The sequence below is a fragment of the Ruegeria sp. CH10 genome (genome assembly GCF_056537125.1).
Genome location: NZ_JBQFQY010000004.1, coordinates 305789 through 332043 on the forward strand (window position 1 = coordinate 305789; position 26255 = coordinate 332043).

24 protein-coding genes are annotated in these 26255 nt (G+C 60.7%); 13 read left to right on the forward strand and 11 right to left on the reverse strand.

Annotated elements, in window-relative coordinates; genetic code table 11:
- Positions 1–3 precede the first annotated feature (3 nt).
- From hisD to ACRZ94_RS14340, 9 genes are all read left to right on the forward strand, one after another.
- On the forward strand, positions 4–1335 hold the full coding sequence (gene hisD / locus ACRZ94_RS14300) for a histidinol dehydrogenase (protein WP_480654453.1): 1332 nt from the start codon (positions 4–6) through the stop codon (positions 1333–1335).
- Entirely contained in the window at positions 1332–2384 is a 1053-nt protein-coding gene (locus tag ACRZ94_RS14305) for an ester cyclase (RefSeq protein ID WP_480654455.1), read from the forward strand. Before hisD ends, ACRZ94_RS14305 begins: the two co-directional genes overlap by 4 nt.
- Positions 2384–3148, forward strand: a complete 765-nt coding sequence (locus tag ACRZ94_RS14310; protein ID WP_480654457.1) for an SDR family NAD(P)-dependent oxidoreductase — start codon at positions 2384–2386, stop codon at positions 3146–3148. Before ACRZ94_RS14305 ends, ACRZ94_RS14310 begins: the two co-directional genes overlap by 1 nt.
- Entirely contained in the window at positions 3133–4161 is a 1029-nt protein-coding gene (locus ACRZ94_RS14315; protein WP_480797618.1) for a LacI family DNA-binding transcriptional regulator, read from the forward strand. The genes ACRZ94_RS14310 and ACRZ94_RS14315 overlap by 16 nt, the downstream gene beginning before the upstream one ends.
- Positions 4158–5129: a nuclear transport factor 2 family protein gene (locus ACRZ94_RS14320; RefSeq protein WP_480797619.1), complete on the forward strand. Its 972-nt coding sequence runs from the start codon at positions 4158–4160 to the stop codon at positions 5127–5129. The genes ACRZ94_RS14315 and ACRZ94_RS14320 overlap by 4 nt, the downstream gene beginning before the upstream one ends.
- A gap of 154 nt (positions 5130–5283) precedes the next feature.
- Positions 5284–6246, forward strand: a complete 963-nt coding sequence (locus tag ACRZ94_RS14325; protein WP_480797620.1) for a cupin domain-containing protein — start codon at positions 5284–5286, stop codon at positions 6244–6246.
- 65 nt (positions 6247–6311) lie between these two features.
- Positions 6312–7442 carry a cobalamin-independent methionine synthase II family protein gene (locus ACRZ94_RS14330; RefSeq protein ID WP_480797621.1) on the forward strand — a complete coding sequence of 377 codons (1131 nt, stop codon included), beginning with the start codon at positions 6312–6314 and terminating at the stop codon, positions 7440–7442.
- Positions 7443–8150, forward strand: a complete 708-nt coding sequence (locus ACRZ94_RS14335; RefSeq protein WP_480797622.1) for an alpha/beta fold hydrolase — start codon at positions 7443–7445, stop codon at positions 8148–8150. It begins immediately after the preceding gene.
- Entirely contained in the window at positions 8140–8835 is a 696-nt protein-coding gene (locus tag ACRZ94_RS14340) for an RraA family protein (protein WP_480797623.1), read from the forward strand. Before ACRZ94_RS14335 ends, ACRZ94_RS14340 begins: the two co-directional genes overlap by 11 nt.
- A gap of 86 nt (positions 8836–8921) precedes the next feature.
- Here ACRZ94_RS14340 and ACRZ94_RS14345 read toward each other — a convergent pair whose 3' ends face one another.
- The 6 genes from ACRZ94_RS14345 to ACRZ94_RS14370 form a co-directional block, all read right to left on the reverse strand.
- Positions 8922–9929 carry an Ldh family oxidoreductase gene (locus ACRZ94_RS14345; protein WP_480654469.1) on the reverse strand — a complete coding sequence of 336 codons (1008 nt, stop codon included), beginning with the start codon at positions 9927–9929 and terminating at the stop codon, positions 8922–8924.
- Between the two features lie 49 nt (positions 9930–9978).
- Complete coding sequence (locus tag ACRZ94_RS14350) at positions 9979–10629, reverse strand: DUF3726 domain-containing protein (protein WP_480797624.1); 651 nt, start codon at positions 10627–10629, stop codon at positions 9979–9981.
- Positions 10626–12317, reverse strand: a complete 1692-nt coding sequence (locus ACRZ94_RS14355) for a hypothetical protein (protein ID WP_480797625.1) — start codon at positions 12315–12317, stop codon at positions 10626–10628. Before ACRZ94_RS14355 ends, ACRZ94_RS14350 begins: the two co-directional genes overlap by 4 nt.
- Positions 12318–12409: 92 nt before the next feature.
- Positions 12410–13957, reverse strand: coding sequence for a BCCT family transporter (locus ACRZ94_RS14360; RefSeq protein WP_480797626.1), 1548 nt, complete (start codon positions 13955–13957; stop codon positions 12410–12412).
- 75 nt (positions 13958–14032) lie between these two features.
- Positions 14033–15007: a membrane dipeptidase gene (locus ACRZ94_RS14365; RefSeq protein ID WP_480654476.1), complete on the reverse strand. Its 975-nt coding sequence runs from the start codon at positions 15005–15007 to the stop codon at positions 14033–14035.
- A complete protein-coding gene (locus ACRZ94_RS14370; protein WP_480797627.1) occupies positions 15007–16455 on the reverse strand; it encodes an aldehyde dehydrogenase family protein in 1449 nt (482 codons plus the stop codon). The genes ACRZ94_RS14365 and ACRZ94_RS14370 overlap by 1 nt, the downstream gene beginning before the upstream one ends.
- Positions 16456–16563: 108 nt before the next feature.
- Between ACRZ94_RS14370 and ACRZ94_RS14375 the strand changes: the two genes are divergently transcribed.
- Both ACRZ94_RS14375 and ACRZ94_RS14380 read left to right on the forward strand, forming a co-directional pair.
- A complete protein-coding gene (locus tag ACRZ94_RS14375) occupies positions 16564–17460 on the forward strand; it encodes a LysR family transcriptional regulator (protein ID WP_480797628.1) in 897 nt (298 codons plus the stop codon).
- On the forward strand, positions 17457–18464 hold the full coding sequence (locus tag ACRZ94_RS14380) for a GlxA family transcriptional regulator (protein WP_480797629.1): 1008 nt from the start codon (positions 17457–17459) through the stop codon (positions 18462–18464). The genes ACRZ94_RS14375 and ACRZ94_RS14380 overlap by 4 nt, the downstream gene beginning before the upstream one ends.
- Before the next feature lie 3 nt (positions 18465–18467).
- Here the strand turns inward: ACRZ94_RS14380 and ACRZ94_RS14385 are convergent, their stop codons facing one another.
- From ACRZ94_RS14385 to ACRZ94_RS14405, 5 genes are read right to left on the reverse strand one after another with little or no spacing between them, the layout of a single operon-like run.
- A complete protein-coding gene (locus ACRZ94_RS14385) occupies positions 18468–19031 on the reverse strand; it encodes a sarcosine oxidase subunit gamma (protein ID WP_480654484.1) in 564 nt (187 codons plus the stop codon).
- Positions 19024–21978, reverse strand: a complete 2955-nt coding sequence (locus tag ACRZ94_RS14390; RefSeq protein WP_480797630.1) for a sarcosine oxidase subunit alpha family protein — start codon at positions 21976–21978, stop codon at positions 19024–19026. Before ACRZ94_RS14390 ends, ACRZ94_RS14385 begins: the two co-directional genes overlap by 8 nt.
- A complete protein-coding gene (locus ACRZ94_RS14395; RefSeq protein WP_480654488.1) occupies positions 21975–22265 on the reverse strand; it encodes a sarcosine oxidase subunit delta in 291 nt (96 codons plus the stop codon). The genes ACRZ94_RS14390 and ACRZ94_RS14395 overlap by 4 nt, the downstream gene beginning before the upstream one ends.
- Positions 22259–22744, reverse strand: coding sequence for a pyridoxamine 5'-phosphate oxidase family protein (locus ACRZ94_RS14400; protein ID WP_480654490.1), 486 nt, complete (start codon positions 22742–22744; stop codon positions 22259–22261). Before ACRZ94_RS14400 ends, ACRZ94_RS14395 begins: the two co-directional genes overlap by 7 nt.
- A gap of 11 nt (positions 22745–22755) precedes the next feature.
- Positions 22756–24006, reverse strand: a complete 1251-nt coding sequence (locus ACRZ94_RS14405; protein WP_480654491.1) for a sarcosine oxidase subunit beta family protein — start codon at positions 24004–24006, stop codon at positions 22756–22758.
- 260 nt (positions 24007–24266) lie between these two features.
- Between ACRZ94_RS14405 and glmS the strand changes: the two genes are divergently transcribed.
- Positions 24267–24758, forward strand: coding sequence for a methylaspartate mutase subunit S (gene glmS / locus ACRZ94_RS14410; protein WP_480654493.1), 492 nt, complete (start codon positions 24267–24269; stop codon positions 24756–24758).
- A 17-nt stretch (positions 24759–24775) separates the two neighbouring features.
- The gene (locus tag ACRZ94_RS14415; RefSeq protein ID WP_480654494.1) at positions 24776–26242 is read left to right on the forward strand and encodes a methylaspartate mutase subunit E; all 1467 of its coding nucleotides are present in this window, start codon (positions 24776–24778) and stop codon (positions 26240–26242) included.
- Positions 26243–26255: the final 13 nt, after the last annotated feature.

The window sequence follows — 26255 nt, forward strand, 5'->3', positions numbered from 1 at the left end:
ACAATGGCAATTGAGTATCTGAAACGCGGTAAATCTGACGCGGACCGGGCCGAGGACGACGCCAAGACCCGCGCTGTGGTGGAAGCCACCCTGAAAGACATCGAAACCCACGGCGATGCCGCCGTGCGTGAGTTGAGCGAAAAGTTCGACAATTACTCGCCCGCCTCATTCCGTCTGTCGCAGGATCAGATTGACGATCTGATGGCCCAGCTGACCGAGCGTGAACTGGCAGACATCAAGTTCGCGCAGGAACAAGTGCGCAACTTTGCGCAGGCACAGCGCGATTCGATGCTGGATATCGAGGTTGAGACCCTGCCCGGCGTGATCCTGGGCCATAAGAACATCCCGGTGCAATCGGTGGGCTGCTACGTCCCCGGCGGCAAGTTCCCGATGGTGGCCTCGGCCCATATGTCGGTGGCCACGGCCAGCGTTGCGGGTGTGCCGCGTATCATCGCCTGTACGCCGCCTTTCAATGGCAAGCCCAACCCTGCCGTGATTGCGGCCATGCATCTGGGCGGCGCGCATGAGATTTACGTTATGGGCGGCATTCAGGCCATTGGCGCCATGGCGCTGGGGACCGAGACCATTGATCCCGTCCACATGCTGGTCGGCCCCGGCAACGCGTTTGTGGCTGAGGCCAAGCGTCAGCTGTTTGGTCGCGTCGGCATTGATCTGTTTGCTGGCCCGACAGAGACGATGGTGATCGCCGATGAAACAGCCGCCGACGCCGAGCTGTGCGCCACCGACCTGCTGGGTCAGGCCGAACATGGCTATAACAGCCCCTGCGTGCTGCTGACCAATTCGCGAAAGCTGGCCGAAGAAACCCTGGCTGAGGTTGACCGCTTGCTGGGTATCCTGCCCACTGCGGGCACGGCGAAAGTGTCATGGGATGAATATGGTGAGGTGATTGTTTGCGACACCTATAATGAGATGTTGCAGGTGGCCGATGACATTGCCTCGGAACATGTGCAGGTGATGACCGACCGCGATGACTGGTTCCTTGAGAATATGACCTGCTACGGCGCACTGTTCCTTGGCCCGCGCACCAATGTGTCGAACGGGGACAAGGTGATTGGCACAAACCACACCCTGCCAACCAAAAAGGCGGGGCGCTATACGGGCGGTCTGTGGGTTGGGAAATACCTGAAAACACACAGCTATCAGAAGGTTCTGACCGATGAAGCAGCAACGCTGATCGGTGAGTACGGCTCGCGCCTGTGCATGCTGGAAGGCTTTGTGGGCCATGCCGAGCAATGCAATGTGCGTGTGCGCCGCTATGGTGGAATCAACGTTCCCTACGGCGAACCTGCCCCTTACCGTGAGGCCGCTGAATGAGCGACGTGCATTCAGCGAACAAGGCGCTGATGGCACCGCTTCGGGCGGCGATGTACGACTTTGACAGTGTCCGTGTTCAGGCCGCGTTGAACGGCGCGATTTCTGCAGATGCAGTCATTCACATGCCTTATCCTTTCGGTGATTTGACGGGCCCGCAGAACTTGTACGACACCTGCTACGCGCCGTTGCTGAATGCCATGCCGGACCTTGAGCGGCGGGATTGGATCGTAATTGGTGGGAGAACCGAGCACGGAGACGATTGGATCGGTTGTGGCGGGCACTATTTTGGCACGTTCGTCGCCCCCTGGCTGGACATTCCGCCTACCGGACATTTGACTCATATGCGGTTTCATGAATTCTACCGCATTCGGGCAGGCGAAGTGGTCGAGGTTCAGACCCTTTGGGACATTCCCGAAGTGATGATGCAGGCGGGCGCATGGCCCATGGCCCCATCCCTTGGGCTGGAATTCTGCGTTCCGGGTCCAGCGTCGCAGGATGGAATTGTCGCAGGCCAACGGGACGAGGCCAACTCTCAGGCATCCTGCGACCATATCGTTGAAATGCTTGAGTATCTAAAGAAGCATCCCAGTCAGGGCGGCCCCGAAGTGATGGAGATGGAACGCTTCTGGCATCCGCGTATGAACTGGTATGGTCCAGCCGGCATCGGCACCGGGCGCGGCATTGCCGGGTTTCGCAATTGGCACCAGATTCCATTTCTGTCGGGCATGCCGGATCGTGGGCAATATGTGGATGACATCACCTATCACTTCTTCAGCGACGGGGACTATGCCGCCGTCACCGGCTGGCCCAACATGATCCAGACCGTAACGCATGATGGGTGGATGGGCATCGCGCCATCAGGAAAACGGATCACCATGCGCAGTCTGGATTTCTGGCGGCTGGAGGGTGGGAAAATCCGTGAAAACTGGGTTCTGGTCGATCTTCTGGATGCCTATGCACAGCTGGGCGTTGACGTTTTCGCCCGCCTGCGCGAGTTCAATAAGGCCCGCGTGCCGGGCCGTGTGCCCTTTCCCGTAGGAGATGTCTGATGGACCTGCCCCCTGCCCCTTCGTTCCGTCTTGATGGCAAACGCGCGCTGGTGGCCGGGGCGTCCTCGGGGATAGGGCTTGCCTGCGCGGTAGCTCTTGCCAGCCATGGGGCGCATGTGACACTGGCCGCGCGCCGGGCAGACAAGCTGGCCGAAATCGCGGACGCGTTTGCCGCAAAGGGCTGGGCGGCTGAGGCGCTATCTTTGGACGTGCAAGACGTAACTGCGACCGAGGCTGCGGTCGACGCAAACGGGCCCTTTGGCATCCTGATCAATTCGGCGGGGCTAGCCCGTCACACCCCGGCTCTGGACACCACCGAGGCGGATTTTGACGCGGTGAACGGCCTGAACTTCAAAGGTGCCTACTTTCTGACGCGCGCGGTGGCACGTGGGCTGATTGCAGCTGACAAACCCGGCAGCCTGATCAACATCACCAGCCAGATGGGACAGGTCGGCGGTATCGACCGCGCGGTCTATTGCGGCACCAAACACGCGGTCGAAGGCTTCACCAAATCGATGGCGATCGAATGGGGGCCGCATGGCATCCGCGTCAACACGCTGGCCCCCACCTTCATTCGCACCCCTCTGGGCGAACAGACGCTGGCCATCCCCGAACGCCGCGCCTGGATCGAAGACAAGATCAAGCTGGGCCGGGTCGGCGAACTGGACGACATCACCGGTGCTGCGGTCTATCTGGCCTCGGACGCGTCAAGCCTGGTGACCGGCACGGCGCTGCTGGTCGATGGTGGATGGACGGCAGACTGATGGCGGATAAGGTGACATCCTTCGACGTGGCCCGCCTTGCGGGTGTCAGCCAATCTGCGGTCAGCCGGGTATTCACGCCCGGTGCCTCGGCCTCGGCGGCGACCCGGCGCAAGGTCACCAAGGCCGCCGAAGAGCTTGGCTATCGCCCCAACACATTGGCCCGTGCGATGGTATCTGGCAAAAGCCGGGTAATTGGTCTGGTCGTTGCCTATCTGGAAAATCAGTTCTACCCCATGGCGCTGGAGTATCTGGACCGTGTTCTGAAAGAGCGCGGGTATCACATCCTTCTGTTCATGGCCAAGAACGATGACAACGTGGCCGATATTGTCGATGAACTGATGTCCTATCAGGTGGACGGGATCATTACTGCCTCGGTCGACATGTCCAATGACATTGCCAAACGCTGCGATGATGCCGGCATACCGGTGGTGATGTTCAACCGCGGGCAAGAGACTGGAAGCCTGGCCCAGGTCACGTCCGACAACCTGCAGGGTGGGCAGACGGTCGCCCATTTTCTGGCAGGCGGTAATCACAGGAAAATCGCGCATATATCGGGTTGGCAGGAATCCTCGACCGGGTTGGATCGCATGCGCGGCTTTGTGCAGGGCCTCAAGGATCACGGGCTTGAGCCCTTTGCCATCGAAGACGGCGCTTACAATCAGGAAAAAGCCTCGGCCATTGCGCGCGCGATGTGTGGCGGTTCAGACCGACCGGATGCGATCTTTGTCGGGAACGATCACATGGCCTTTGCGGTCATGGATACGCTTAGATTCGAACTGGGGCTTTCCGTTCCGAACGATGTCAGCATCGTGGGCTATGACGACGTGCCCATGTCGGCCTGGCCCGCCTATGACCTGACGACGATCCGGCAGCCGATCAACAAGATGGTCAATGCCACCGTCGACGTCTTGCTGGCGCGGATCGAAAACGGCGCGGCCTCGCAACGCATTCAGATCCCCGGTCCGCTTAAAATCCGGGGTTCGGCCCGAAAACCACAAGGCTTCAACTCATGACCTATGCGAACAAATGGAAAGACTTTCCGGATTACATCCTGGGCATCACCAAAGAGATTTGGGAAGATCGCGGCACCGAGACGCTGAACCGTTATTACGCGCCTGACATTCCGGTGCGCACACCGATGGGGGTCAGCCATGGCAATCAGGGTGTGATTGCCGCGACCATGGCCACCTGTCACGAATTTCCCGACCGCCAGCTTTACGGCGAGGATGTGATCTGGTCCTACTCGGACGAACATGGCCATCTGTCCTCGCACCGTCTGCTGACCACCGCGACGCATCTTCAGGATGGGCAGTTTGGTAAGGCCAGCGGCAAGAAATGGGTGGTGCGCGTCATCGCCGATTGCGCGGCCAAAGGCGAGACGATCTATGACGAGTGGCTGGTGCGCGACTATGGCGGGCTGGTGCGGCAACTGGGGCTGGAGCCCCAGGATTACACCCGCGATCTGATCGCAGCCGAAGGCGGGCCGGACAAAGCCGCGCGCCCCTTTACCCCCGAGATCGACGTGGATGGCGGTTATCACGGCACCGGAAACGATAACGAATGGGGCGTACGCTATGCCGAGACGCTGACGCGCATCATGAACAAGGACTTCAACCATATTCTGGCCGATTACGACCGGGCCGTAATCGGGGAATATGCGGGCGCGCAACAGGCCATTGGGCGCGAAGCGGTCAGCCGGTTCTGGGTCGGCCTGCGCTCGTCCTTTCCGAATGCCGAGTTCAAAACCCACCACCAGATCGGCATGGATGGCGGGATGATGTCACCGCGCGCCTCGGTGCGCTGGTCGCTGGACGGCACCCATGACGGCTGGGGCGCCTTTGGCCGCCCGACCGGGGCCAAGGTGCATGTGATGGGCATGTCTCACGCCGAGTTCGGCCCTTGGGGCCTGCGCCGCGAATTCAGCCTGTATGACGAAGTGGCGATCTGGAAACAAATCCTGCTGCAAACCGGGACTGTCTGAGTGACGCACCGGGTCTCATATCTGGATACCAGTCAGGCGACGCGGCGCTTTCATGCGCATCGCGCCAGCCTGCGGGCGCGTCGGCTGAACAACCGCCCTCCCGGGGGGTTGGTTTGATTTCGTCAAACCAACCCCTTTCAAGGAGAAAAAGACCATGAGCACTATTGAACAACGCATCGTCCGCTATGGCGAGCTTCAGCCCTGCAAAACCGCCTTTATCGACGCCCATACGCCGGGGTCGGACCAGAAGGAAAACTTTACCATCGTCGGCGGCGGTGTGTCGGAAAGCCCCGATCAGCACGTCCACATCACCGACAAGATCGGCTTTAACATCGGCGCGGCTGGCCAACCTCCGAAATGCCGCAATTCGCTGCACAGCCACACCACGGCCGAGGTGTTCTTTGTCGCCAAGGGCCGCTGGCGGTTCTTCTGGGGTCGTTATGGCACAGCCGGAGAGTTCATCGCTGAAGAAGGCGATATTTTCAACATCCCCACCGGCATCTTCCGGGGCTTTGAAAACGTGGGTCAGGATTACGGTATGATCATGTCGATCCTGGGTGGCGATGACGCCGGCGGCGGCGTGACATGGGCCCCGCAGGTCATCGAAGACGCGCAAGCGCATGGTCTGATGCTGGGCAATAACGGCGTGCTCTACGACAGCAAAAAGGGCGAAAAGCTGCCCCATAACGTGCAGCCCATGCCTCTGCTGACCGAAGACCAACTGAAAGCCTATCCCGAGGTTCCGGTCGAAGACGTCGTTGGCAAATATGTCGCCCGCTACTGGGACCTGATGGCGCTGGCCGCGAGCAAACCCGCGGTGGTGATTGGTGAAAACGGACTGATCAGGGACAAGCCGGGGTTCGAAGTTGATTTCCTGACCCGCGGCTCTGGCGTTGAGGTGCCGGTCGAAGCCACCAAACCGGTGGTTCTGATGCCCGCCAGCGGCCATTGGCGCATTGGCATCAACGATGTGGTTGTCACCCTGTCCAGCGGTGACACGGCGCTGGTTCTGCCCGGCGAACGTTATAGCGTGACGCCGTCGATGACCGGCCAAGCGGGCCTTTACCGGATCACTGCCACCGACGATCCGGCAGGCGCGACCTGGACCGGCGCCTAAACCAACAGGTGGTCGCAGGCCAAAGCGCCGCGATCACCCTGACGACCAAGATCAAGGAGACAAAGATGACCCGCGTTCTGACGACCCATGTGGGCAGCCTGCCCCGCACGCAAGAGGTGGTGGATTTCATCTTTGCCCGCGAACGTGACGAGCCTTACAACCCTGCCGCCTTTGATGCCTGCATGACGGCAGCGGTTTCACAGACGGTGAAACAGCAAAAGGACGCGGGGATCGACATCGTCTCGGATGGTGAGACGTCAAAGATCAGCTACGCGACCTATGTCAAGGATCGCTACACCGGGTTTTCCGGCGATAGCCCCCGCAACGCACCCGCAGATCTCAAGATGTTCCCCAGTTTTCTGCAACGTCTGGCCGATGCTGGCGGCACGCCCCAATATGCCCGCCCGATGTGCACCGGAGAGGTCCGCTCCAAAGGGCAGGATGAGCTGCAGAAGGACATTGCCAACCTCAAGGCGGCGATGGCCGAACATGGGATTGAGCGCGGCTTCATGAATGCCGCCAGCCCCGGTGTGGTGTCGCTGTTCCTGCAAAACGACCATTACAAATCGCGTGAGGCTTATCTGGCCGCCCTCGCGGATGCGATGAAAGAAGAATACGAAACCATCGTCGCGGCGGGTCTGGACCTGCAGCTGGACTGCCCCGATCTGGCCCTGTCGCGCCATATGCTGTTCACCGACATGTCGGATGAGGAATTCCTCAAGATCGCGCAAATGCATGTGGACGCGATGAACCATGCCTTGTCGGATGTACCAGCCGAAAAAGTGCGCGTGCATATCTGCTGGGGCAATTACGAAGGTCCGCATCTGTGCGATATTCCCATGTCCAAGATGTTCGACACGCTGATGGCCACCAAGTCGCGCTATGTCCTGTTCGAAACCTCGAACCCCCGGCATGGTCATGAATGGACCGTTTTCCGTGATCGCAAGGCGGATATTCCCGACGACAAGGTACTGGTCCCCGGTGTGGTCGATACAACGACCAACTTCGTTGAGCACCCCGAGCTGGTGGCGCAACGCATTGCCCGGTTCACCGATATTGTCGGCACCGACCGGGTGATCGCGGGCAGCGATTGCGGCTTTGGGACGTTTGCGGGTTTTGGCGCGGTCGACCCGTCGATTGCCTATGCCAAACTGGCCGCTTTGTCCGAAGGTGCGGCCTCCCTGCCGGAGGCGTAGATGACCCCCCTGCTGCTGCTGCCGGGGATGATGTGCGATGCCCGGCTGTTCGCCCCTCAGGTTCACGCCTTTGCGCCCGACCGAACTGTATCCGTACCCACGCTGTCAGGTCAGAACACGATGGAAGGTCTGGCCAGCCAGATCCTTCGTTCCGCGCCGGACCGGTTTGCCCTGGGCGGGCTGTCCATGGGCGGCATCGTCGCGATGGAGATGGTCCGGCAAGCCCCGGATCGGGTTGCCGGCCTGGCCTTGCTGGACACCAATCCCCTAGGGGAATTGCCTGAAATCCAGGCCCGCCGCGCACCTCAGATGGAAAAGGCCCGCGTGGGGCAGTTGGAACGCGTGATGCGCGACGAGATGAAGCCGAACTATCTGAGCGCGGGCGAAAACCGGGCTGAAATTCTGGACCTGTGCATGACGATGGCCCTGTCCCTTGGGCCCGACGTGTTTTGCGATCAGTCTGCTGCATTGCGGGATCGACCGGATCAAAGCGCCACTTTGCGCGGGTATCACAAACCCGCGCTGGTGCTGTGTGGGCGCGAGGATAAGCTGTGCCCGGTCTCACGGCACGAGCTGATGCACGACCTTCTGCCACAGTCGGAACTGGTCATTATCGAGGGCGCGGGCCACCTGCCGACGCTTGAGAAACCCGATGAAACCACCACCGCGCTTGGTCGCTGGTTAAAGGACGTTGATGATGAAAGATGAATTGCTGACCCTGCTGAAATCGGTGGATACACCGACCGTCTGCAACGCAATTGAGGTCGCGCAGGGCGGGCGCGGGTTTGATCAGTTCACCCGAGGCACGGTTCTGTGCAGCGACCCAGACGCCGGTGCCATTGTCGGCTATGCAAGGACTGCGAAAATCGCCGCCGTCGCGCCGCCGTCAGAACCGGCGGATGTCATCAAGGCCCGCCGGATGGACTATTACCGCCACATGGCCGAAGGCCCCCGCCCCGGCATTGCCGTAGTCGAAGACCTGGACGGTGAAAACGCCGTTGGCGCCTATTGGGGTGAGATCAACACAACCGTGCACAAGGGGTTTGGCCTGTCCGGTGCCCTGACCAATGGCGTCATGCGCGATCTGGGCGATCTGCCCGATGGCTTTCCGGTCATTGCAGGTTCGGTCGGGCCCAGCCACGCCTTTGTCCATGTACGTGAAATTGGAACACCTGTGACGGTCTTTGGTATGCGCGTCGAAGATGGCGATCTGATCCACGCGGACCGCCACGGCGCGCTGGTGATCCCTAAGGGCGACATCTCCAAACTGGCTGAGGCCATTCACAAATTGCTGGACACCGAAAAACTGGTGCTGGACCCCGCCCGCGCCGAAGGCTTTGATTTTGCCGCCTTTGAAGCAGCGTGGAGCGCCTTTGAAAAAGCCCGGACATGAAAAGGCCCATCACTGGGACGGGCCTTAGAGCATTTTTTAGTACCTAGTCCGACCCGATTGTCAGGTTGGACGGGGTGCCGACTGGATCACAAAAGCGCCCGCACCTTTTCCAGCAACGCCGCGTTGACGGCGACGCCTTCGGTGGCGGCGCGTGTGCGCTTGTTCAACCGCCCGTCACCGGGCAGGCGCGCGCCGTCCTGATCGCGGAAAGACGCAATCAATTCAGCCAGCTTGCCCTGAAACGCCCCGCCTGAGGTTGCTTGCGGGTCAACAGCGATAAAGAACTGCCCGGTTTTCGGCGGGCCACCTGCGGTGCCCGAGAACGGGCTGGCCACCGCGCCAAGGGTCGCGCCGGTCATGGCAGCGGCCATCAGCTCAACAGTCAGGGCGATGCCAACGCCTTTGTAGCCGCCTGATGGGACCATCGACCCTTTCAGACCCGCTTCGGGGTCGGTGGTGGGCTGCCCATCAGCGTCCAGCACCCAGCCTTCTGGCACAGGCTGACCTTCGCGGGCATGTTTCATCACTTCGCTTTTTGCGATTGTGCTGGCGGATTGATCGATCAGCAGTGCGGCATTGCCATCCGCGTCGGGAGCCGAGATCGAGAACGGGTTGGTGCCGACAACGGGCTTTGCGCCGCCCGACGGCGCAATCGAGGCCGGGGCGTTGGTGAACCCGATCCCCAGCAGACCTGCCTGCGCCAGACGCTGTGTATGCACGCCCAAAACACCACAGTTATACGAGTTGTTGATGGCCAGAACCGCAACACCCTGTTCGCGCGCCAGCGGGATCAGTTTTTCAAAACCCAGATCAATTGCGCTGTGGGCAAAACCGGTGGCGGCATCCACGGTAACCACCGCAGGGCGCGGCTGTTCGACAACAGGTTTTGCAGCCCCGTCCACCTTGCCGCATTCCACATGCTGCGCGTAGATCGGGATATAGGCCAGACCGTGCGACGCCACGCCATCCGCCTCGGTCATCGCCGTGGCAACCGCCAGGGGGCGTGCATTTTCTTCCGATGTTCCGGCTTTGACGAGCGCGCGGAAGGCGAGGTCTTCAATTTCGGACAGAGACAGGGTTTCGGTGGCGGTCATAGTTCGTTCCCGTTCGTAGATGTTGTTGCCCCGATCAGGGGGCGGTGTTTCAGTCGTTATCGCTCAGACCCGCGCCTGCACCGCGCAGGCGGCTTTCCTCGGTCGCGGGCGCGAATGTGCGGTGTGCAAAGGCGCTGAGCCGTTGCCAGTTTTCATCCGAAACCTCGGCGCGCAGCACAGCTTCGCGGCGGCCCGTCATGCTGGCAGGCGCGCTGAAAACCATCTTGTCCGCATGACGCGCCTCAAGCGCCTCGGGCGTGGCCTGCACGCAAATCTGACGCCCATCCGTTGCAAGGCGCGCTCCTTGCCATTCGGCGGCAACCGGCACGCCCAGACGCAACGCGGCACCCCCCATGAATGGCACAGCCAACAACGGCAGGCTGACATTTTCCATGGTGATCGATCCGCGATCCATCAAACGCACGGCGCAATCGCTAAGGGACGCGCCCGCGATCAGCGGGCTCATCCGGCGCGTCGGCGCATGCCAGATTTCAGCGCTGAGCGAGACAGGCGACACGTCAATCGACGGGATACGATCATTCATCTCAAGAAGATCGGCCAACAGGCCCGCACCCGAAAACCCGAAAGCAGACAGCCAGCGCGTCCCCTTGGCGGCCTCTTCCGCCAGCCCCCAGGACAGGCCCGCGCCACGCGCGGCGCGTTTGCTCATGGCTTCGATTTCATTCAGCGAGTGGCTCATGCAGCGGCCTCTTCAATTTCTGGGAAAACCCAGTAGTCAGCATTCTCGGATGTCAGCTCATGCGGCAGGGGCGCGTTTCCGTACATGCAAATGCGCACCCAGCGGTCCGAGCGGGGATCAAATTTGGTCGCGCCAAAGAACGACAGCTTGCACCGCAGCATGTCGATGGGCAGCACCCGGTCGGAAATCGTGTTATCCCGAATTTCCGCATAAGGCGCGCGGCCTACGATCTGCACCCGGCGCAGAACATGGCGATGTTCGGGGTGACGCAGCAGGAAATCCGCGACCTGCGCATCATCCGACCAATGGGCCAGCGCCTGATAGAGCAATGCAGCATCCCGGCCCGGGGCCAGAGGTTGCTCGTATTCCTCGATAGGTTCTTCGAACCGTTCGCCCAGACGCGGCTCAAGCTTTTCTTCGGATACATACCAGGCGCGGGCCTTGCTGGCCGGAGCGGCCCAATCTGTCTCAATGGCCCAGCCGTAGATATCCTTCATCAATGAGCGCAGATCGCCGATCTTCATCGCGCCCGCGATGCGGAATGTGGCGGTGTTGTCTGCCGCCATGCCCTCGGCAAACTCGTCAACCAGCGCCCCGTAAGGCTCTAGCATCAACGAGGCAATCCACTCCTGCCCTTCCAGGCTCAGGGTCTGTTCGGCCCAGCAATACAGCGCATCCCAGGGGGCGTCCGCTGTCAGATCAGCGGTCTTAAGATAGTCGGTGATCTTGGCGATATCAGCGCGCAGGGCGGCCAGTTTTTCGATCTGGATCGGATGCTCGGAATGCCATGTCCCGACAATCTGCATGTTCCGCGACAGCACATCCCGGAACAGCGCGATCTCAGCCTCGCTGGCGTTTTGCACACCGCGCACCACCTGAATGGCGCCTTCGCGGGCAGCCATCCAGTTGTTGAACAGCACGGGATGGTTCAACAGAAACGGCGCCATGCCCAAACCTGTTGAGTTGCCAATTCCCATGGACCGCGCAATCGCGCCATCCAGCTGGGCGGCCTGCGTTCCATTCTGGGCAGCGCGCGCATTGGCCATGTACTGGACCAGGTCGGTCACGAACCAGCGCGTCAGGTAGACCGACAGCATCTCAACCTGGAACGGGGCGCGGAATTCGGGACGGTCGGCGATCATTTCCCGGTCAGCAGCGCCCAGTTTACCCGACCCGTAAACGGCGGTGGTGCGCATCAGATAGCCTACGTCGTCAATTTTCTCGGTCGAGGGCTGGCGGCCCTCGGCCAACTCGCTGACCACATGTTCCCACAGCCGCACCGAGCGGTTGGCGCGCGACACGGACAGCTCGCTTCCTGTGACGCGACCGGCTTCCTGAACGGGGATGTTATGCGACAGGCGTTCGATGTCATCTGCGGATGGCACGCCATCGAACAGGGTGAATGTGGCATCCCAGGCCTCGGCGATCACCCGGTCCGAGCGTTTCTCGGGCGGCAGATCATGGGCATAGGCGATCAGGGAATAGGACCGCTCGGGCCCATGTGCGGTATAGACGGCATGGCCGACGCCATTGGCATCAATCTCGAACGCGGTTTGCTCAAACCGCCAGTTTTCCCGGGCCAATCGCCGCGTCAGAATACGCATGAACGAAAGGCGCGACTGATGCATTGAGCCGAGACGCGCAAGGCGCATGACGGTGTTCGGGTCGCGTCGGGAAACGTCAGTCATTCGAGTATGCCTCCTCAGGTCGGTTAATCACTGGTCTCCTGAAATCTTCAGGGAAGTTGTCGGGCCGGACAAGCCGGCCCAACCTAGCGTTTTCAGCTTTCCTTGCCTTTCGCCAGCGTGATGCGCAGCGCATCCCAAAGCGACGGTAGCAAGATCAGCGACACCGGAACAGCGGTCACCACGATAAAGCTTTGCAGCTTGGACACACCGCCCGATCCGACCGAGATCAGGATAATGGCCATGATGCCCATCGCGATGCCCCAGAATACGCGCAGCGCGGCGGGCGGATTGTTCTCGTTGCTCATGGTCGCAGAGATGACATAGCTCATCGAGTCGCCGGTGGTAGCCACAAAAATCGTGGTCAGGATCAGGAACAGGATCGAGATCACAAAGCCCATCGGCAGGTTGTTGGTGATGGCCAGCAGAGCGGCAGGCAGGTTGAACCCTTCGAACGCGGCAGCAATGGTGCCGGGGTTTTCAAGTTCCATCGCAATGCCGGTGCCACCGATGATGGTGAACCAGAAGTTGGTTACAATCGGCGCAATGATCGACAGCATGATGATGATCGAGCGGATCGACCGGCCCCGCGACACCCGCGCGATGAACATTGCCATCAGCGGGCCATAGCCCATGAACCAGCCCCAGAAGAACACGGTCCACCAGCCCAGCCAGCCGGGTTCGCCGAACAGACCGGCCTCACCACGGTATAGAGCCATCTGGAAGAAGTTGCCCACATAAGTACCAAAGCCCGAGAAGAACGAGCCAAAGATGAACCCGGTCGGACCCGCGATCAGAACGAACAGCAACAGGAACGCCGCCAGGATCACGTTGACCTTGGACAGAACCTGAATACCGCGCGACAGACCAGTCATCGCCGAGATCGTGTAGATCGCGGCCAGTCCCGCGATCACGGTCGCCTGCAGGGCAAACGTATCCGAGAAACCGAACAGATCGGCCAGGCCATAGCTGACCTGCAGTCCCAAGAAGCCAATCGGTCCAACCGTGCCCGCAACCACAGCGATGATCGAGGACGCGTCGGCAATCAGACCGATGGGGCCGTTGATCGCCTTGTCCCCAAAGACCGGGTACAGCAGCGTGCGCGGGGCCAGCGGCAGACCTTTTTCATAGTGATAATACATCAGCATGACCGTGGTCAGCGATCCCAGAATGGCCCAAGCCAGGAAACCCCAGTGCATAAACGCCTGTGCAATGGCCGGGTTGACGGCCTCGGCAGTTGCACCTTCACCACCGTAAAGCGGCGCGGGGTACAGGAAATGGGCAATCGGTTCACCTGCCGCCCAGAAGACGCCGCCGCCGGCCAGCAGCGTGCACATGACCATCGATCCCCACTGGAAGGTGGTGAATTCAGGCGCGGCGAGACCGCCCATGATCGCCCGACCGCCGGGCAGAATGCACAGCAGCAGACCGATCAGGAACGTGGCCAGCAACAGCACCTGCCAGTACAGGCCGAAATAGGTGGCTGCGATGGTGAAACCCCAATCCACCGCACCTGACAGTGCGTCAAGATTAACCAGTGCCGCGATGCAGAACAGCGCGATAAATCCACCCGAGATCAGGAAAAGCGGCTTGTTCACGCGGCTTTCCTGTACGGGGGCAGTGTTCAAAGATGCCTCAGACATCTTTCCTCCGTTAAAAGTAGTCAGGCCAGCTTGTTTTGAGTTGCGGCCATGGCTTCGTTGATTGGCTGACCTGCATCAGGCGAGCGGTTTGAAGTTCTCGTCAAAGAAACGGTACCAGTTGCCACCCATGATCCCGGCGACTTCGTCGTCGTTCATGCCTGTGGCGCGCAGTCCTGCTTCGATGTTTCCGAAATCGCGGTTGTCGTTGAACCAGCCTGGCATGGGCGGGAAACCGGGGGCCGAGGCCGAGCCTTCGCCATAGTCGATTTCTTTCGTCCAACGGCCCACGCGCATCCATTCCACGATGCTGTCGGGCTGGTCCTGACACAGGTCGGTGCCGATCCCCAGATGCTGTGCACCGTATTTATCCGCCGAGCGCGCGATCATCTCGCAAAAGCTTTCCAACGTGCAGTCGGACTTGTCTTTCAGGTGATGCGGATAGACCGAGAAGCCCAGCATGCCGCCATTTTCCGTCACCGCGCGGATCACCTCTTCGCGTTTGTTGCGCAGGGCGGGCGACCATTCATGCGGGTTGGCATGGGTGATGGCGATGGGGCGTTCGGAAAGCTCAGCCGCCTCGATGGTCGAGCGGTCCGCCGAATGGCTCATGTCCACCACCAAACCCACGCGGTTCATTTCCTTGATGACCTGCTTGCCCATGCGGGTGATGCCGGTATCTTCGGCCTCATAGCAGCCCGTGGCCAGCAGCGACTGGTTGTTATAGGTCAGCTGCATGAACCGCGCGCCCAGATCGTGCAGAATCTCGATTAGGCCGATGTCATCTTCCATAGGGCTGGGGTTCTGGAACCCGAAGAACACCGCTGTACGGCCCGTCTTGCGGGCCACGTCGATGTCGCTGGCCCAGCGGCCTTTCATGATCAGGTCCGGGTATTGCTCGAACCAGCGGTTCCACTTTTCAAAGTTCAGAACCGTTTCACGAAAGTTCTCGTGATAGGCGATGGTGACGTGGATCGCGTCCACGCCCCCCTCGCGCAACTGGCGGAAAACCTTTTCCGACCAGTTCACATACTGAAGACAATCGATCAGCATCAGACAGGACCGGCGCTGATATAGGCGGTTTTGACCGTGGTGTAGAACTCGGCCGCAGCCTTGCCCTGCTCACGCGGGCCATACGAGCTGTCGCCGCGACCACCGAAGGGTACGTGATAGTCGGTGCCTGCGGTGGGCAGGTTCACGGTGACAACACCGGTGCGGGCGTTGCGGCGGAAATGGGTGGCACGGGCCAGCGACTTGGTGACGATGCCCGAGGTCAGACCAAAGTTGGTGTCGTTGACGACGCTCAGCGCCTCGTCATAGCTGCCAACCTTGATGACGCTGGTCAGCGGCGCGAACATTTCTTCGCGGTTGATGCGCATGTCGTTGGTGGTGTTCAGGAACACGCCCGGCGACATGTAGAAACCTTCGTGCGGCATCTCCAGACGCGCACCGCCACAGGCCAGTTCCGCGCCCTCGGACTTGCCGATACCGACATAGGCCAGGTTTTCGTCCAGCTGCTGCTGGCTGACGACGGGGCCCATCTGAACGCCTGCTTCCAGCGCGTGGCCCACTTTCATCGCCTGCGCACCGGCGACCAGCTTTTCTACGAAGGCATCGTGGATGCCCGCGTGGACAACCAGACGCGACGAGGCGGTGCATTTCTGACCGGTGCCACCAAACGCACCACCAAGGGCCAGCGTCACCGCCAGATCCAGATCGGCATCGTCCATGACGGCAAGAGCGTTCTTCGACCCCATTTCCATCTGAACCTTGGTCAGGTTCTGAATGGCAGCGGCGGCAATGCCCTTGCCCACCGGAACCGACCCGGTGAAGGAAATGGCATTAACCTTGGGGCTTTCGACCAGACGCTGACCGATCGACCGGCCCGAGCCCATGACCAGGCTGAACAGACCCTTGGGAATGTCCTGACGGTTGATGATCTCGGTCAGGGCTACAGCCGAAGCCGGAGTGATGTTGGCAGGTTTCCAGACCACCGCGTTGCCATAGCACAGCGCCGGCGCAATCTTCCACGATGCGGTCGCGGTGGGGAAGTTCCACGGGCTGATGATGGCGACAACGCCAACGGCCTCACGGCGTACATCTACTTCGATGTCGGGGCGCACGGAATCGGCGTTCTCACCGATCTGACGCAGGCATTCGGCGGCGTAATAGGTAAAGAACTGACCGGCGCGGTAGACTTCGCCCTTGCCTTCGGCCAGCGGCTTGCCCTCTTCGCGGCTCAGCAGCGTGCCCAGTTCTTCGGCGCGGGCCATCAATTCGTTGCCGATAGCGTTCAGAACGGTTTGCTTGCGCTCCAGCCCATAGGCAGCCCATTCGGCTTGCGCCACGCGCGCCTGATCCAGAGTTGCCTCAAGCTGATCCACGCTGGCTTGCGCAAAGACGCCGACCAGATCGCTCAGATCCGACGGGTTGCGGTTCTCTACTTCGCCTTCGCCAGCCAGCCATTCGCCAGCGATCAGGTTTTTTTGAATGTCAGCCATAACGGTGTCGCCTCATCAGGAATTAGTCGATTGGATATGGACTCTTTTGCATACATCAATCAAACTAAATTTATTGAATGATACTTCAACAAAACTGAAACACCTCACATGGCTCTCAAAATCGAAATGCTTCGCGGCTTTGTCGCTGTTGCACGCAGCGGAAATCTGACGGATGCCGCCGACACCCTGAAACGCACCCCATCCGCTGTTTCGATGATGCTCAAACAGCTTGAGACCCATCTGGGCGAGCCGCTGTTTGAAACGGATCGGAAAAACAAACTGACCGCGTTGGGCGAGTTTGTGTTCGCACAATCAGAGCAAGAATTGCAGCATTTCGACAATACGGTCCGCGCCATCGAAAACTACGCCGACGCCACGCTTGGCCATGTTCGGATCGCCACGGTTCCTTCTGTGGCCGGGATGATCATACCGCGGGTTTTTGCAAGAAGCATAAACGCTTATGACGGCGTTCGGGTCGACTTGCGCGACATGGATTCCAAATCCGTCCTGCACGAACTGTCCCGCGGCCGGATCGACATCGGCATCGCAACCGCCGGCGCAAACGGCTCGGGGTTGCAAAGCCAACTTTTGCTGACCGACTGGTTCGGAGTGCTAGTCGCACCAGACCATCCTTTGGCGCAAAGTCAGGATCCGATCAGTTGGGACGCGCTGAGGCACGAGCGGCTGATTGCAAACAGCCTGTCCGAGAATATTACCGGCGCCGAGGCACGGGACCTGCACGCCAGGTCCCGCTTTTCCGCCCACAACCTGACGTCGATTTTGGGAATGGTCCGGGCTGGTCTCGGCGTGACGATCTTGCCGGAAATGGCCGCAAATTCTTCGGGGCAGACCGACTTGGTCTTCCGACCGCTGGCGGATAAAACGGTAAAACGCGAAATCCATCTGTTGCGCAAAGCTGATTCTGCCCTGTCTCCGGCGGCGCGCAAACTGGAACATGACATCCTTGAAACGGTTGCCGAGATGACCAAAGAGCATCGGACATGACGGAAAACACAGATAGGATCACGCTGGGCATCCTGATCTTTCCGGGGTTCCCGATGGCGTGCCTGACGTCGTGCATTGAACCTCTGCGTGCCGCGAATGAAATCTCGGGGCAGGATGCGTTTTCGTGGACCGTGATCGCGGAAAAAGGCGCGCCCGTGCAGTCTTCGGCGGGGGTGTCATTTTCACCGGATATTGTGTTGTCTGATGTAAAGGCGCTGGACCATCTGTTGTTTGCCGCAAGCCCGAACAGCGTGTTTGACAGCCCGTCCAAGGCCAACGCCGCCCTGCAGCGGCTGATCCGGGCGAACACGCGCGTCGGCGCCATCAGCGGTGGCGTTTTTCCCTTGGCCCGCAGCCGTCTGACCGGCGACAACCCATTGTCGGTGCATTGGTGCTACGAGGCTGCTTTTCAGGCCGAGTTCCCCGACATTCCGATCCATGGCACCGTGATCTGCGAAGAGGGCGCTTTTACCACCATTTCCGGGGCGTCAGCCGTGTTTGATCACATGCTGACGCTGATCGAAAACCGCCTTGGCGGCGACATCATGGCCGAGGTTGCCTGCTGGTTCCAGCACCCCTTTATCCGCAGCGGTACAATGGCGCAGAAAGTGCCCGCAATCTCGACCGCGCAAAGCCAGGACCTGCTGCCGAAACAGGTGGCCCGCGCCATTCAGCACTTTGCCGAGCATATCGAGAACCCGATACAGATCAGCGAAGTCGCCGATGCCGTTGGCCTCTCCGCACGGTCGCTGGAGCGCAGCTTCAAAAAGGCGACAGGGCAAAGCCCGCTGACCTATTACCGTCGGATGCGGATGAATCAGGCGCGGCAACTGGTTTTGTATACCAATGACCCGATTGCCGAGGTCGCCTATATGGTCGGCTACGCCACCCCCGGTGCATTCATGCGCCACTACCGGGAAACGTTTGGGGTCACGCCGATCAGTGACCGGCGTGCCAAGAACTCGATGCGGGTGGGCAGCGATGATGTGCTGCCCTCGGGCTGAGGGTCAGGCGACCGACTTTGCCGCCCCCAGCAGACCGTGATGCAGCGAGGCCGCCGATGACCGGGGCGCGATGATAGCCATGCGGTCCTCGGCCAGACGCCACAGGAAGACGCCCAGATGCTCTGCCGTGGTACGGATCGCCGCGCCGGGTTCCATCGTGCGGACCGGAGCGTTGGTCAGCCGTTCGAACAGATCGCACAGCGCCGCGCCCTGCACGTCGAACCGGCACCAGCCGTCCGTCTGTTCAACCACCGAGGCGCTGTCGCCCACAACGGCCTTCAATTCAGAGGCCAGCAATTCGTGGCTGTCGTGGGACGCGGTGATCATCCACTGATCCGGGCCCGTCCAGAAGGCGGCATGTTCTGCGGCCTCGGCGGATTGGCCGACACCGGGCAGCGTCAGACCGATCTTGTCGGCCAGCGCCTTTTGCACGGCATTCGCCTGATCGTTGCGCGCTGCGACCGAAGCCAGCGCCTGATCCACGACCTCGGTGATGGTGATTGTGCCAATGGTGTCGGTGCGCGGCGTGTCGCCGCCCAGCGGGGTGATGGGTTTCAGTTTATGCACGAAGCTTCTCCCCTTCCGGGTCCACGAAATGAGCGCTGACAATCTCGACCATGACTTCCTGGCCTTCAAGCGGGTTCACCAGACGCAGTTTTTCACCCATCCGGTCCGAGCCACCTTTAACAAAAGCCAGCCCGATTGAGCTTTGCAGGATCGGCGAATAGGCGGCCGAGGTGACATAGCCCTGATCATGGGCCGCATCGACCGGCCCGGTGGCTTTCATCAGATGGCCGCCCGCAGGCACGCTGTCCTTGGCGTCTACCGGTTTGAGACCGACCAGCGCCAGCGCATCAGGGGTGTTCATCCCCTCACGACGGCTGAGAACATTGCCGATACAGTCCTTTTTGGTGCTGACCATACGCGCCATGCCAAGGTTCAGAGCCGTGGTCGTACCGTTCAGCTCATTGCCGGTCGCATGACCCTTTTCGATCCGCATGACGCCCAAGGCTTCGGTGCCATAGGGCATCACGTCGAACTCTTCGCCCGCCTCCATCAGCGCGCGCATCAGCCCGTCGCCGTAACGTGTGGGCACCGCGATCTCATAGGCCAGCTCGCCCGAGAACGAGATACGGAACAGCCGCGCCCGCAGCCCGCCGCACACGGTGATCTCACCACAGCCCATGAAGGGGAACGCCTCGTTCGAGATGTCGAACTCGGGGTCCACGATCTTTTGCAGCAGCTTGCGGCTGTTGGGACCGGCCACGGCATATTGCGCCCAGGCCTCAGTGGTCGAAATCAGTTGTACGTCCATATCCGGGCAAAGGCATTGGCGCACGAATTCCATGTTGCGATAGACCAGAACCGCGTTGGCGGTGGTGGTGGTCACGACAAAATGGTCCTCGGCAAACCGCGCAGCGGTGCCGTCGTCATAGGCAATGCCATCCTCGCGCAGCATCAGGCCATAGCGGACCTTGCCCACGGGCAGTTTCGCAAAGGCGTTCGAATAGATCATGTTCAGGAACGCGGCAGCATCTGCACCCTGCACATCAATCTTGCCCAGCGTGGTCACATCGCACACACCGACCGAGTTACGGGTCTGCAGCACTTCGCGATCCACCGATTGCCGCCAATGGGTTTCGCCCTTGCGCGGGAACCATTGGGCACGCAGCCAGTTGCCGACCTCGACAAACACAGCGCCCTGTTCCTCAGCCCATTTGTGGCTGGGTGTCAGGCGGGTCGGGTGGAAATCCTTGCCCACCGCGCGGCCACCGAACGCACCCATCGCCACAGGCGTGTAAGGCGGGCGGAAGATGGTAGTGCCGGTTTCCGGGATGGATTTGCCCGTCAGCTCGGCCATCACCGCCAGCGCACCCACGTTCGAGGTTTTGCCCTGATCGGTCGCCATGCCCAGCGTGGTATAGCGTTTCAGGTGCTCGACCGAGGTAAAGTTCTCTTGGTGTGCCAGTTTGACGTCCTTGACGGTCACGTCGTTCTGGTAATCCAGCCACGCGCGTTTTGCGCCTTTGACGTGCCAGAACGGGCTGATCGAAACCGGTGCATCCGCCGCAGCGGGCAGATCGGCGGGGGATGCCGTGATGCCCAGATCACCCAGTGCAGCGACAGCCGCCGCCGCACCGCCCTGTAGCGCCGCGTCGGTGGTCAACTCACCTTTGGCCGCGCCAGCCACGATCTGGCCGACGGGCAGACCGTCGCCCGGAACAAAGGCGTGGATATCGGCGTTCCAGACCGGGCGACCGCGCTGATGGCAGGTCAGGCCCAGGTTCGGGTTCCAGCCGCCGGACATGGCCAGCGCCTCGCACTGCAGATCGCGGGTTTGGCCCTTACCGGTCCGCACCTGAACCGAGGTCAGACCCAAGCGGCCCGAGGTGTTGATGATCTCGGCCCCTTTCAGAACCTCGGTGCCTTCGACATCCGCAGCATCCGCGCGGGTATCGACAATGGCCGGAACCTTGACGCCCTGCGCCATCAGATCGCGCACCGTCTGGTGCGCGTCGTCGTTGTTGGCAAAGACCACAACCGATTGCGCGGGCGTGGCCGCCCAGCGGTTGGTATAGGCCCGCACCGCGCCAGCCAGCAGGATACCGGGCCGGTCGTTGTTTTCAAACGCGATGGGGCGTTCGATGGCCCCGGTCGCGATCAGCGCACGTTTGGAATAGATGCGCCACAGGGTCTGGCGGGGTTTATCCGCCTCGGGCGCAATCAGGTGATCCGCGTTGCGTTCTACCGCACCATAGATGCCGTGGTCATAGGCGCCGAACACGGTCGTGCGCGGCATGACCCGCACGTTGTTCATCGACGCCAGTTCAGCCAGAGCCTGCGAAACCCAATCCGCGCCGGACATATCGGCCAGCGCGCCGGTCTCGGCAATCAGACGACCGCCCATGTGGAAATCTTCATCGGCGATAATGACCTGAGCGCCCGCGCGCCCGGCCGTCAGCGCCGCCGCCAGACCGGTCGGACCCGCACCGATGATCAGCAGATCGCAATGCAGGAAACCTTTGTCATAGAGGTCGGGATCATCCTCACCGGTCAGGCTGCCCAGACCGGCGGCTTTGCGGATGATCGGCTCATACAGCTTTTCCCAGAACGCCTTGGGCCACATGAAGGTCTTGTAATAAAACCCGGCGGTCAGGAAGTTCGAGAACCGGTCATTGATCGCCATGAAATCGCGTTCCAGCGACGGCCAGCGGTTCTGGGAATTGGCGCTCAGGCCCTCATACAGCTCGGCCACGGTGGCGCGAGTGTTGGGTTCCTGCCGCCCGCCCGAGCGCAGCTCGACCAGGGCGTTCGGTTCCTCGCTGCCCGCGGTCAGCGGGCCGCGCGGGCGGTGGTATTTGAACGACCGGCCCATTAGGCGCACACCATTGGCCAGCAGGGCCGAGGCCAGCGTGTCGCCCTGATAGCCCTGATAGGATTTGCCGTCGAAAGTGAAACTCAGGCTGGCGTCACGGTTGATCAGCCCGCCGTTCAGACGATTGCTTTGCGTCATTGTTCTGCCTTTCTGGCCGCCTTGGCGACATCGCGCGCCAGTTCGACATTCAGAATTTCATGCGTCAGCGTGTTGCGCGTGACCACCAGCCACGACCGGTCGCCCTGTTCGTGATACCAAAGCTCACGGTGTTCGCCCGCCGGATTGTCGCGCAGGTACAGGTAATCGTGAAACGCCTGCGCCGCGTCTTCGGCCTGCCAGTCGGGGCGGTTGATCAAGGTCGCATCACCCAGATAGGTGAATTCCTGTGCGTCGCGCGGCCCAAGGAGGGGATGGTTGATCAGCATGCTTCGACCTCCGACCCTTTGTGAATGATGTTAATGTCGCGCACACGCTGCATCCATTTGGCGCGCAGATCCTCGCTTGTGGCACCGATGTCATAGGCCGGTGTCGCCAGCGGTTTGCAGGCCGTCACGTTGATTACGACAAAGCCTGAAAACTCGGGCTCAAGATCGGGCCAGCGGTTGGTGTAAACCGGGCGCAGCGACGGGTAACGCGGATTGTCGCGCGGTACATAGGTTGCCTCACCCTGAACAAGCAGACCGCGGCGGGTCAGAATGTCGACGAAATTCACCTCGACCTGCGGGCGAACCGCGATATTGGCCAAGGTATCCGGCGACCGGATTTCAGCGAAGCTGATCGTGGTGTCGTCATGAACCACAAAGGTCCCCTTGGGGGATACGTTCGGGTTTCCGTCGGCATCAGCAGTGGCGACAAAGCCCAGATGCCAATGCTCGATCAGGTCGCGTGCAAACTTGTTGATCATGGCCTTGTTCCTCAGTGCAGGTTGGGTTGGGCGCCCTGCCCTTTTTCGTCGATCATGTGGCCGGTCATGAACCGGTCCAGCCGATAGGCGGTCGCGGTTTCATGCGGACGGTCGGTTTTCAGAAGATGGGCAAAGCAATAGCCGGACGCGGGCGTGGCCTTGAACCCGCCATAGCACCAGCCGCCATTAAAAAAGAGCCCATCGATATGCGTCTTGTCGATAAAGGGCGAGCCGTCCATGGACATATCCATGATCCCGCCCCAGCTGCGCAGCAGGCGCGCACGACCCAGCGCCGGGATCAGCGACATGCCGCTTTCGATCACATCCTCGACCACCGGCAGATTCCCGCGTTGGGCATAGGTGTTGTACATGTCGATGTCACCGCCAAAGACCAGACCACCCTTGTCGGACTGGCTGCAATAGAAGTGACCCGCACCATAGGTGATGACGCCCGGAATAAACGGCTTGAGCCCCTCGGACACAAACGCCTGCAACACATGGCTTTCGATGGGCAGGCGCATCCCGGCCTTCTCCATCACGCGGCTGGAGCTGCCCGCAACCGCGACGCCGACCTTCTTGGCGCCGATGAACCCACGACTTGTATCCACACCCAAGATCTTGCCGTTTTCAATGCGGAACCCGGTGACTTCACAGTTCTGAATGATGTCTACGCCGCGCATATCCGCACCGCGCGCATAGCCCCATGCCACCGCATCGTGACGCACAGTACCGCCCCGGCGATGCAACAGACCGCCCTTGATCGGGAACCGCGCATCGTCAAAGTTCAGGAAGGGATACATCGCGCGCACACCGTCGGTATCCAGCAGCTCGGCATCCGATCCGTTCAGGATCATCGCATTGCCCCGCCGCCGCGCCGCATCGCGCTGTGCATCGGTGTGAACCAGATTCAGAATACCGCGCTGGCTGACCATCGCGTTGTAATTGAAGTCCTGTTCAAGGTTTTCCCACAGCTTCAGCGAGAACTCATAAAACGGCTCATTCCCGTCCAGCAGATAGTTCGAACGGATGATCGTCGTGTTCCGCCCCACATTGCCGCCGCCGATCCAGCCCTTTTCCAGAACCGCAATCCGCGCCCCGCCAAATTCCTTGGCCAGATAATAAGCCGTGGCCAGACCATGCCCGCCGCCACCGACGATGACATAGTCATACGCATCTGCTGGCGCAGGGTCGCGCCATTGAGGGCCCCAGCCCTTGTGGCCGGTTACGGCCTCTTTGAAAAGTCGCAGCGCCGAGTATCGCATGAAGGCTCCTATTCGTTGCAGTCTTTAATCTGCGTCACGACGGGCCAAGTTTTCACTAGCGGTTTCGGACACAAAGACTCTCAGAACCGACAAAATAGGCCCGCCCACCTGTCGCAACTGCGATCAAACAGCAAGCCGGGTGGCCTCTCATCACTATAAATAAGTTTTACTTATCTTTTTATGTCTCTTGGTCATTTTTGTTTACGAAATAAAGAATCACCGCTAGAACCCGGGAAAGCGCGACAGAGGAGTAGCGAGAAATGTTTGACGCCAGCACGACACACAAAGTGGTCTTGGGAGTGATCGGCGCAGATTGCCACGCCGTTGGAAACAAGATCCTGGACAGCCTTTTGACCCGGGCCGGAATTCAGGTCGTCAACTTGGGCGTTATGGTCAGCCAAGAGGAATTCGTGACCGCCGCTCTGGCAGAAAACGCCGACGCGATCCTGGTCTCATCGATCTACGGGCATGGCGAAATTGATTGCCAGGGCCTGCGCGACCGCTGCGAGGCTGCGGGCATCGGCAACATCCTTCTCTACGTCGGCGGTAACCTTGTGATCGGAAAGCAGGATTTCGCCACCGTCGTCACCCGCTTCAAGGACATGGGTTATGACCGCGTCTTTCCGGCGTCGGTGAATATCGATCAAGTTGTGGCACTGCTGAAAGATGATATCGACATGCGCCGCCTTCCGAATATCGGCCACAACTCGGGTGCCTTCGCACCAGAGTTCGCCGACTGGGCCGCAATCTAGCAAAGGCAGATGGTGACATGACCGGCACGCCAGAAATCACGAACTCCAAGCTGCCCGATTCCGTTTTCGACGCCGAGCGTGAGGGCGTTCTGCAATCCTGGCACACCGGTGCCGATGTGGATTTTGAAGCAGGTCTGGCCCGCCAACAGGCGCTGCCCGTGGAAAAGCGGTTTTCGGCGGCCTTGGCGGATGCGGATGAAAATGGCAAGACGCTGCTGCAACCCCGCGCGGGCGTCGCGCTGTTGCGGGAACACACCGCGCTGATGGAGGGGCTGGCCCCGTTCTGCGACGTGCTGCCCACAACAATTGACGCCTATACCCGCCACAACCGCTATGACGAGGCGCAGAATGGCATCGACCGGTCTCGCGCGGCGGGCACCTCGCTGCTGAACGGATTCCCGGCGGTCAACCATGGTGTGGAAGGCTGCACGCGACTGGTCGAGGCTGTGTCGAAACCCATTCAGGTGCGTCACGGCACGCCCGATGCGCGCCTGCTGGCGGAAGTCACGCTCAGCTCGGGCTTTTCGTCTTACGAGGGCGGCGGGATTTCCTATAACATCCCCTATGCAAAGAACATTCCGCTGGAGCAGTCGATCCGCCACTGGCAGTACTGCGACCGTCTGGTGGGCCGCTTCGAAGAACAGGGCATCCGTATCAACCGCGAGCCTTTTGGCCCTCTGACCGGGACGCTGGTGCCGCCTTTTGTCTCGCATGTGGTGGCCATCATCGAGGGTCTGCTGGCGCTGGAACAGGGCGTGCGCTGTATCACACTGGGCTATGGTCAGGCGGGCAATCTGGTGCAGGACGTCGCCGCGCTGCGGTCACTGCGGCGGCTGGGGCACCACTATTTCCAGAACGCGGGCTATGACGATTACCAACTGACCACCGTGTTCCACCAGTGGATGGGCGGCTTCCCCGAGGATGAGGCCAAGGCAACCGCTGTCATCTGTCTGGGCGCACTGGCCGCGAAACAGGCGCGCGCCACCAAGATCATCGTCAAAACCCCGCATGAGGCCAGCGGCATTCCCTCGCTTGAGGCGAACCAGGCCGGGCTTAAAGCGACCCGCCAGATGGTCAACATGATCGCGGACCAGAACCGCAATGACGGCAACGAGATCCTGACCGAGGTCGAGGTGATCGAGGCCGAGGTTCACGCCGTCATGCGCGCCGTCCTGAAACTGGGCAAAGGCGATATCGCGCGCGGTGCCGTACTGGCCTTTGAATCCGGCGTCATGGACATCCCCTTTGCGCCAGCCATCGGCAACGCGGGCAAACTGACGCCGGTGCGCGACAACCACGGCGCGCTGCGGATTTTTGAAACCGGAAATGTACCGCTGCCCAAGGATGTCATGGCCTTCCACCGGGACCGCATCGCGGAACGCGCAAGGTCCGAGGGGCGTGAGGTGTCGTTTGACATGGTGGTCGATGACGTCCGCGCCATCTCGGCCAGTAAACTCATCGGTCGGCCCTCAGTTGCCGCTTAACGCACAGAGAGTG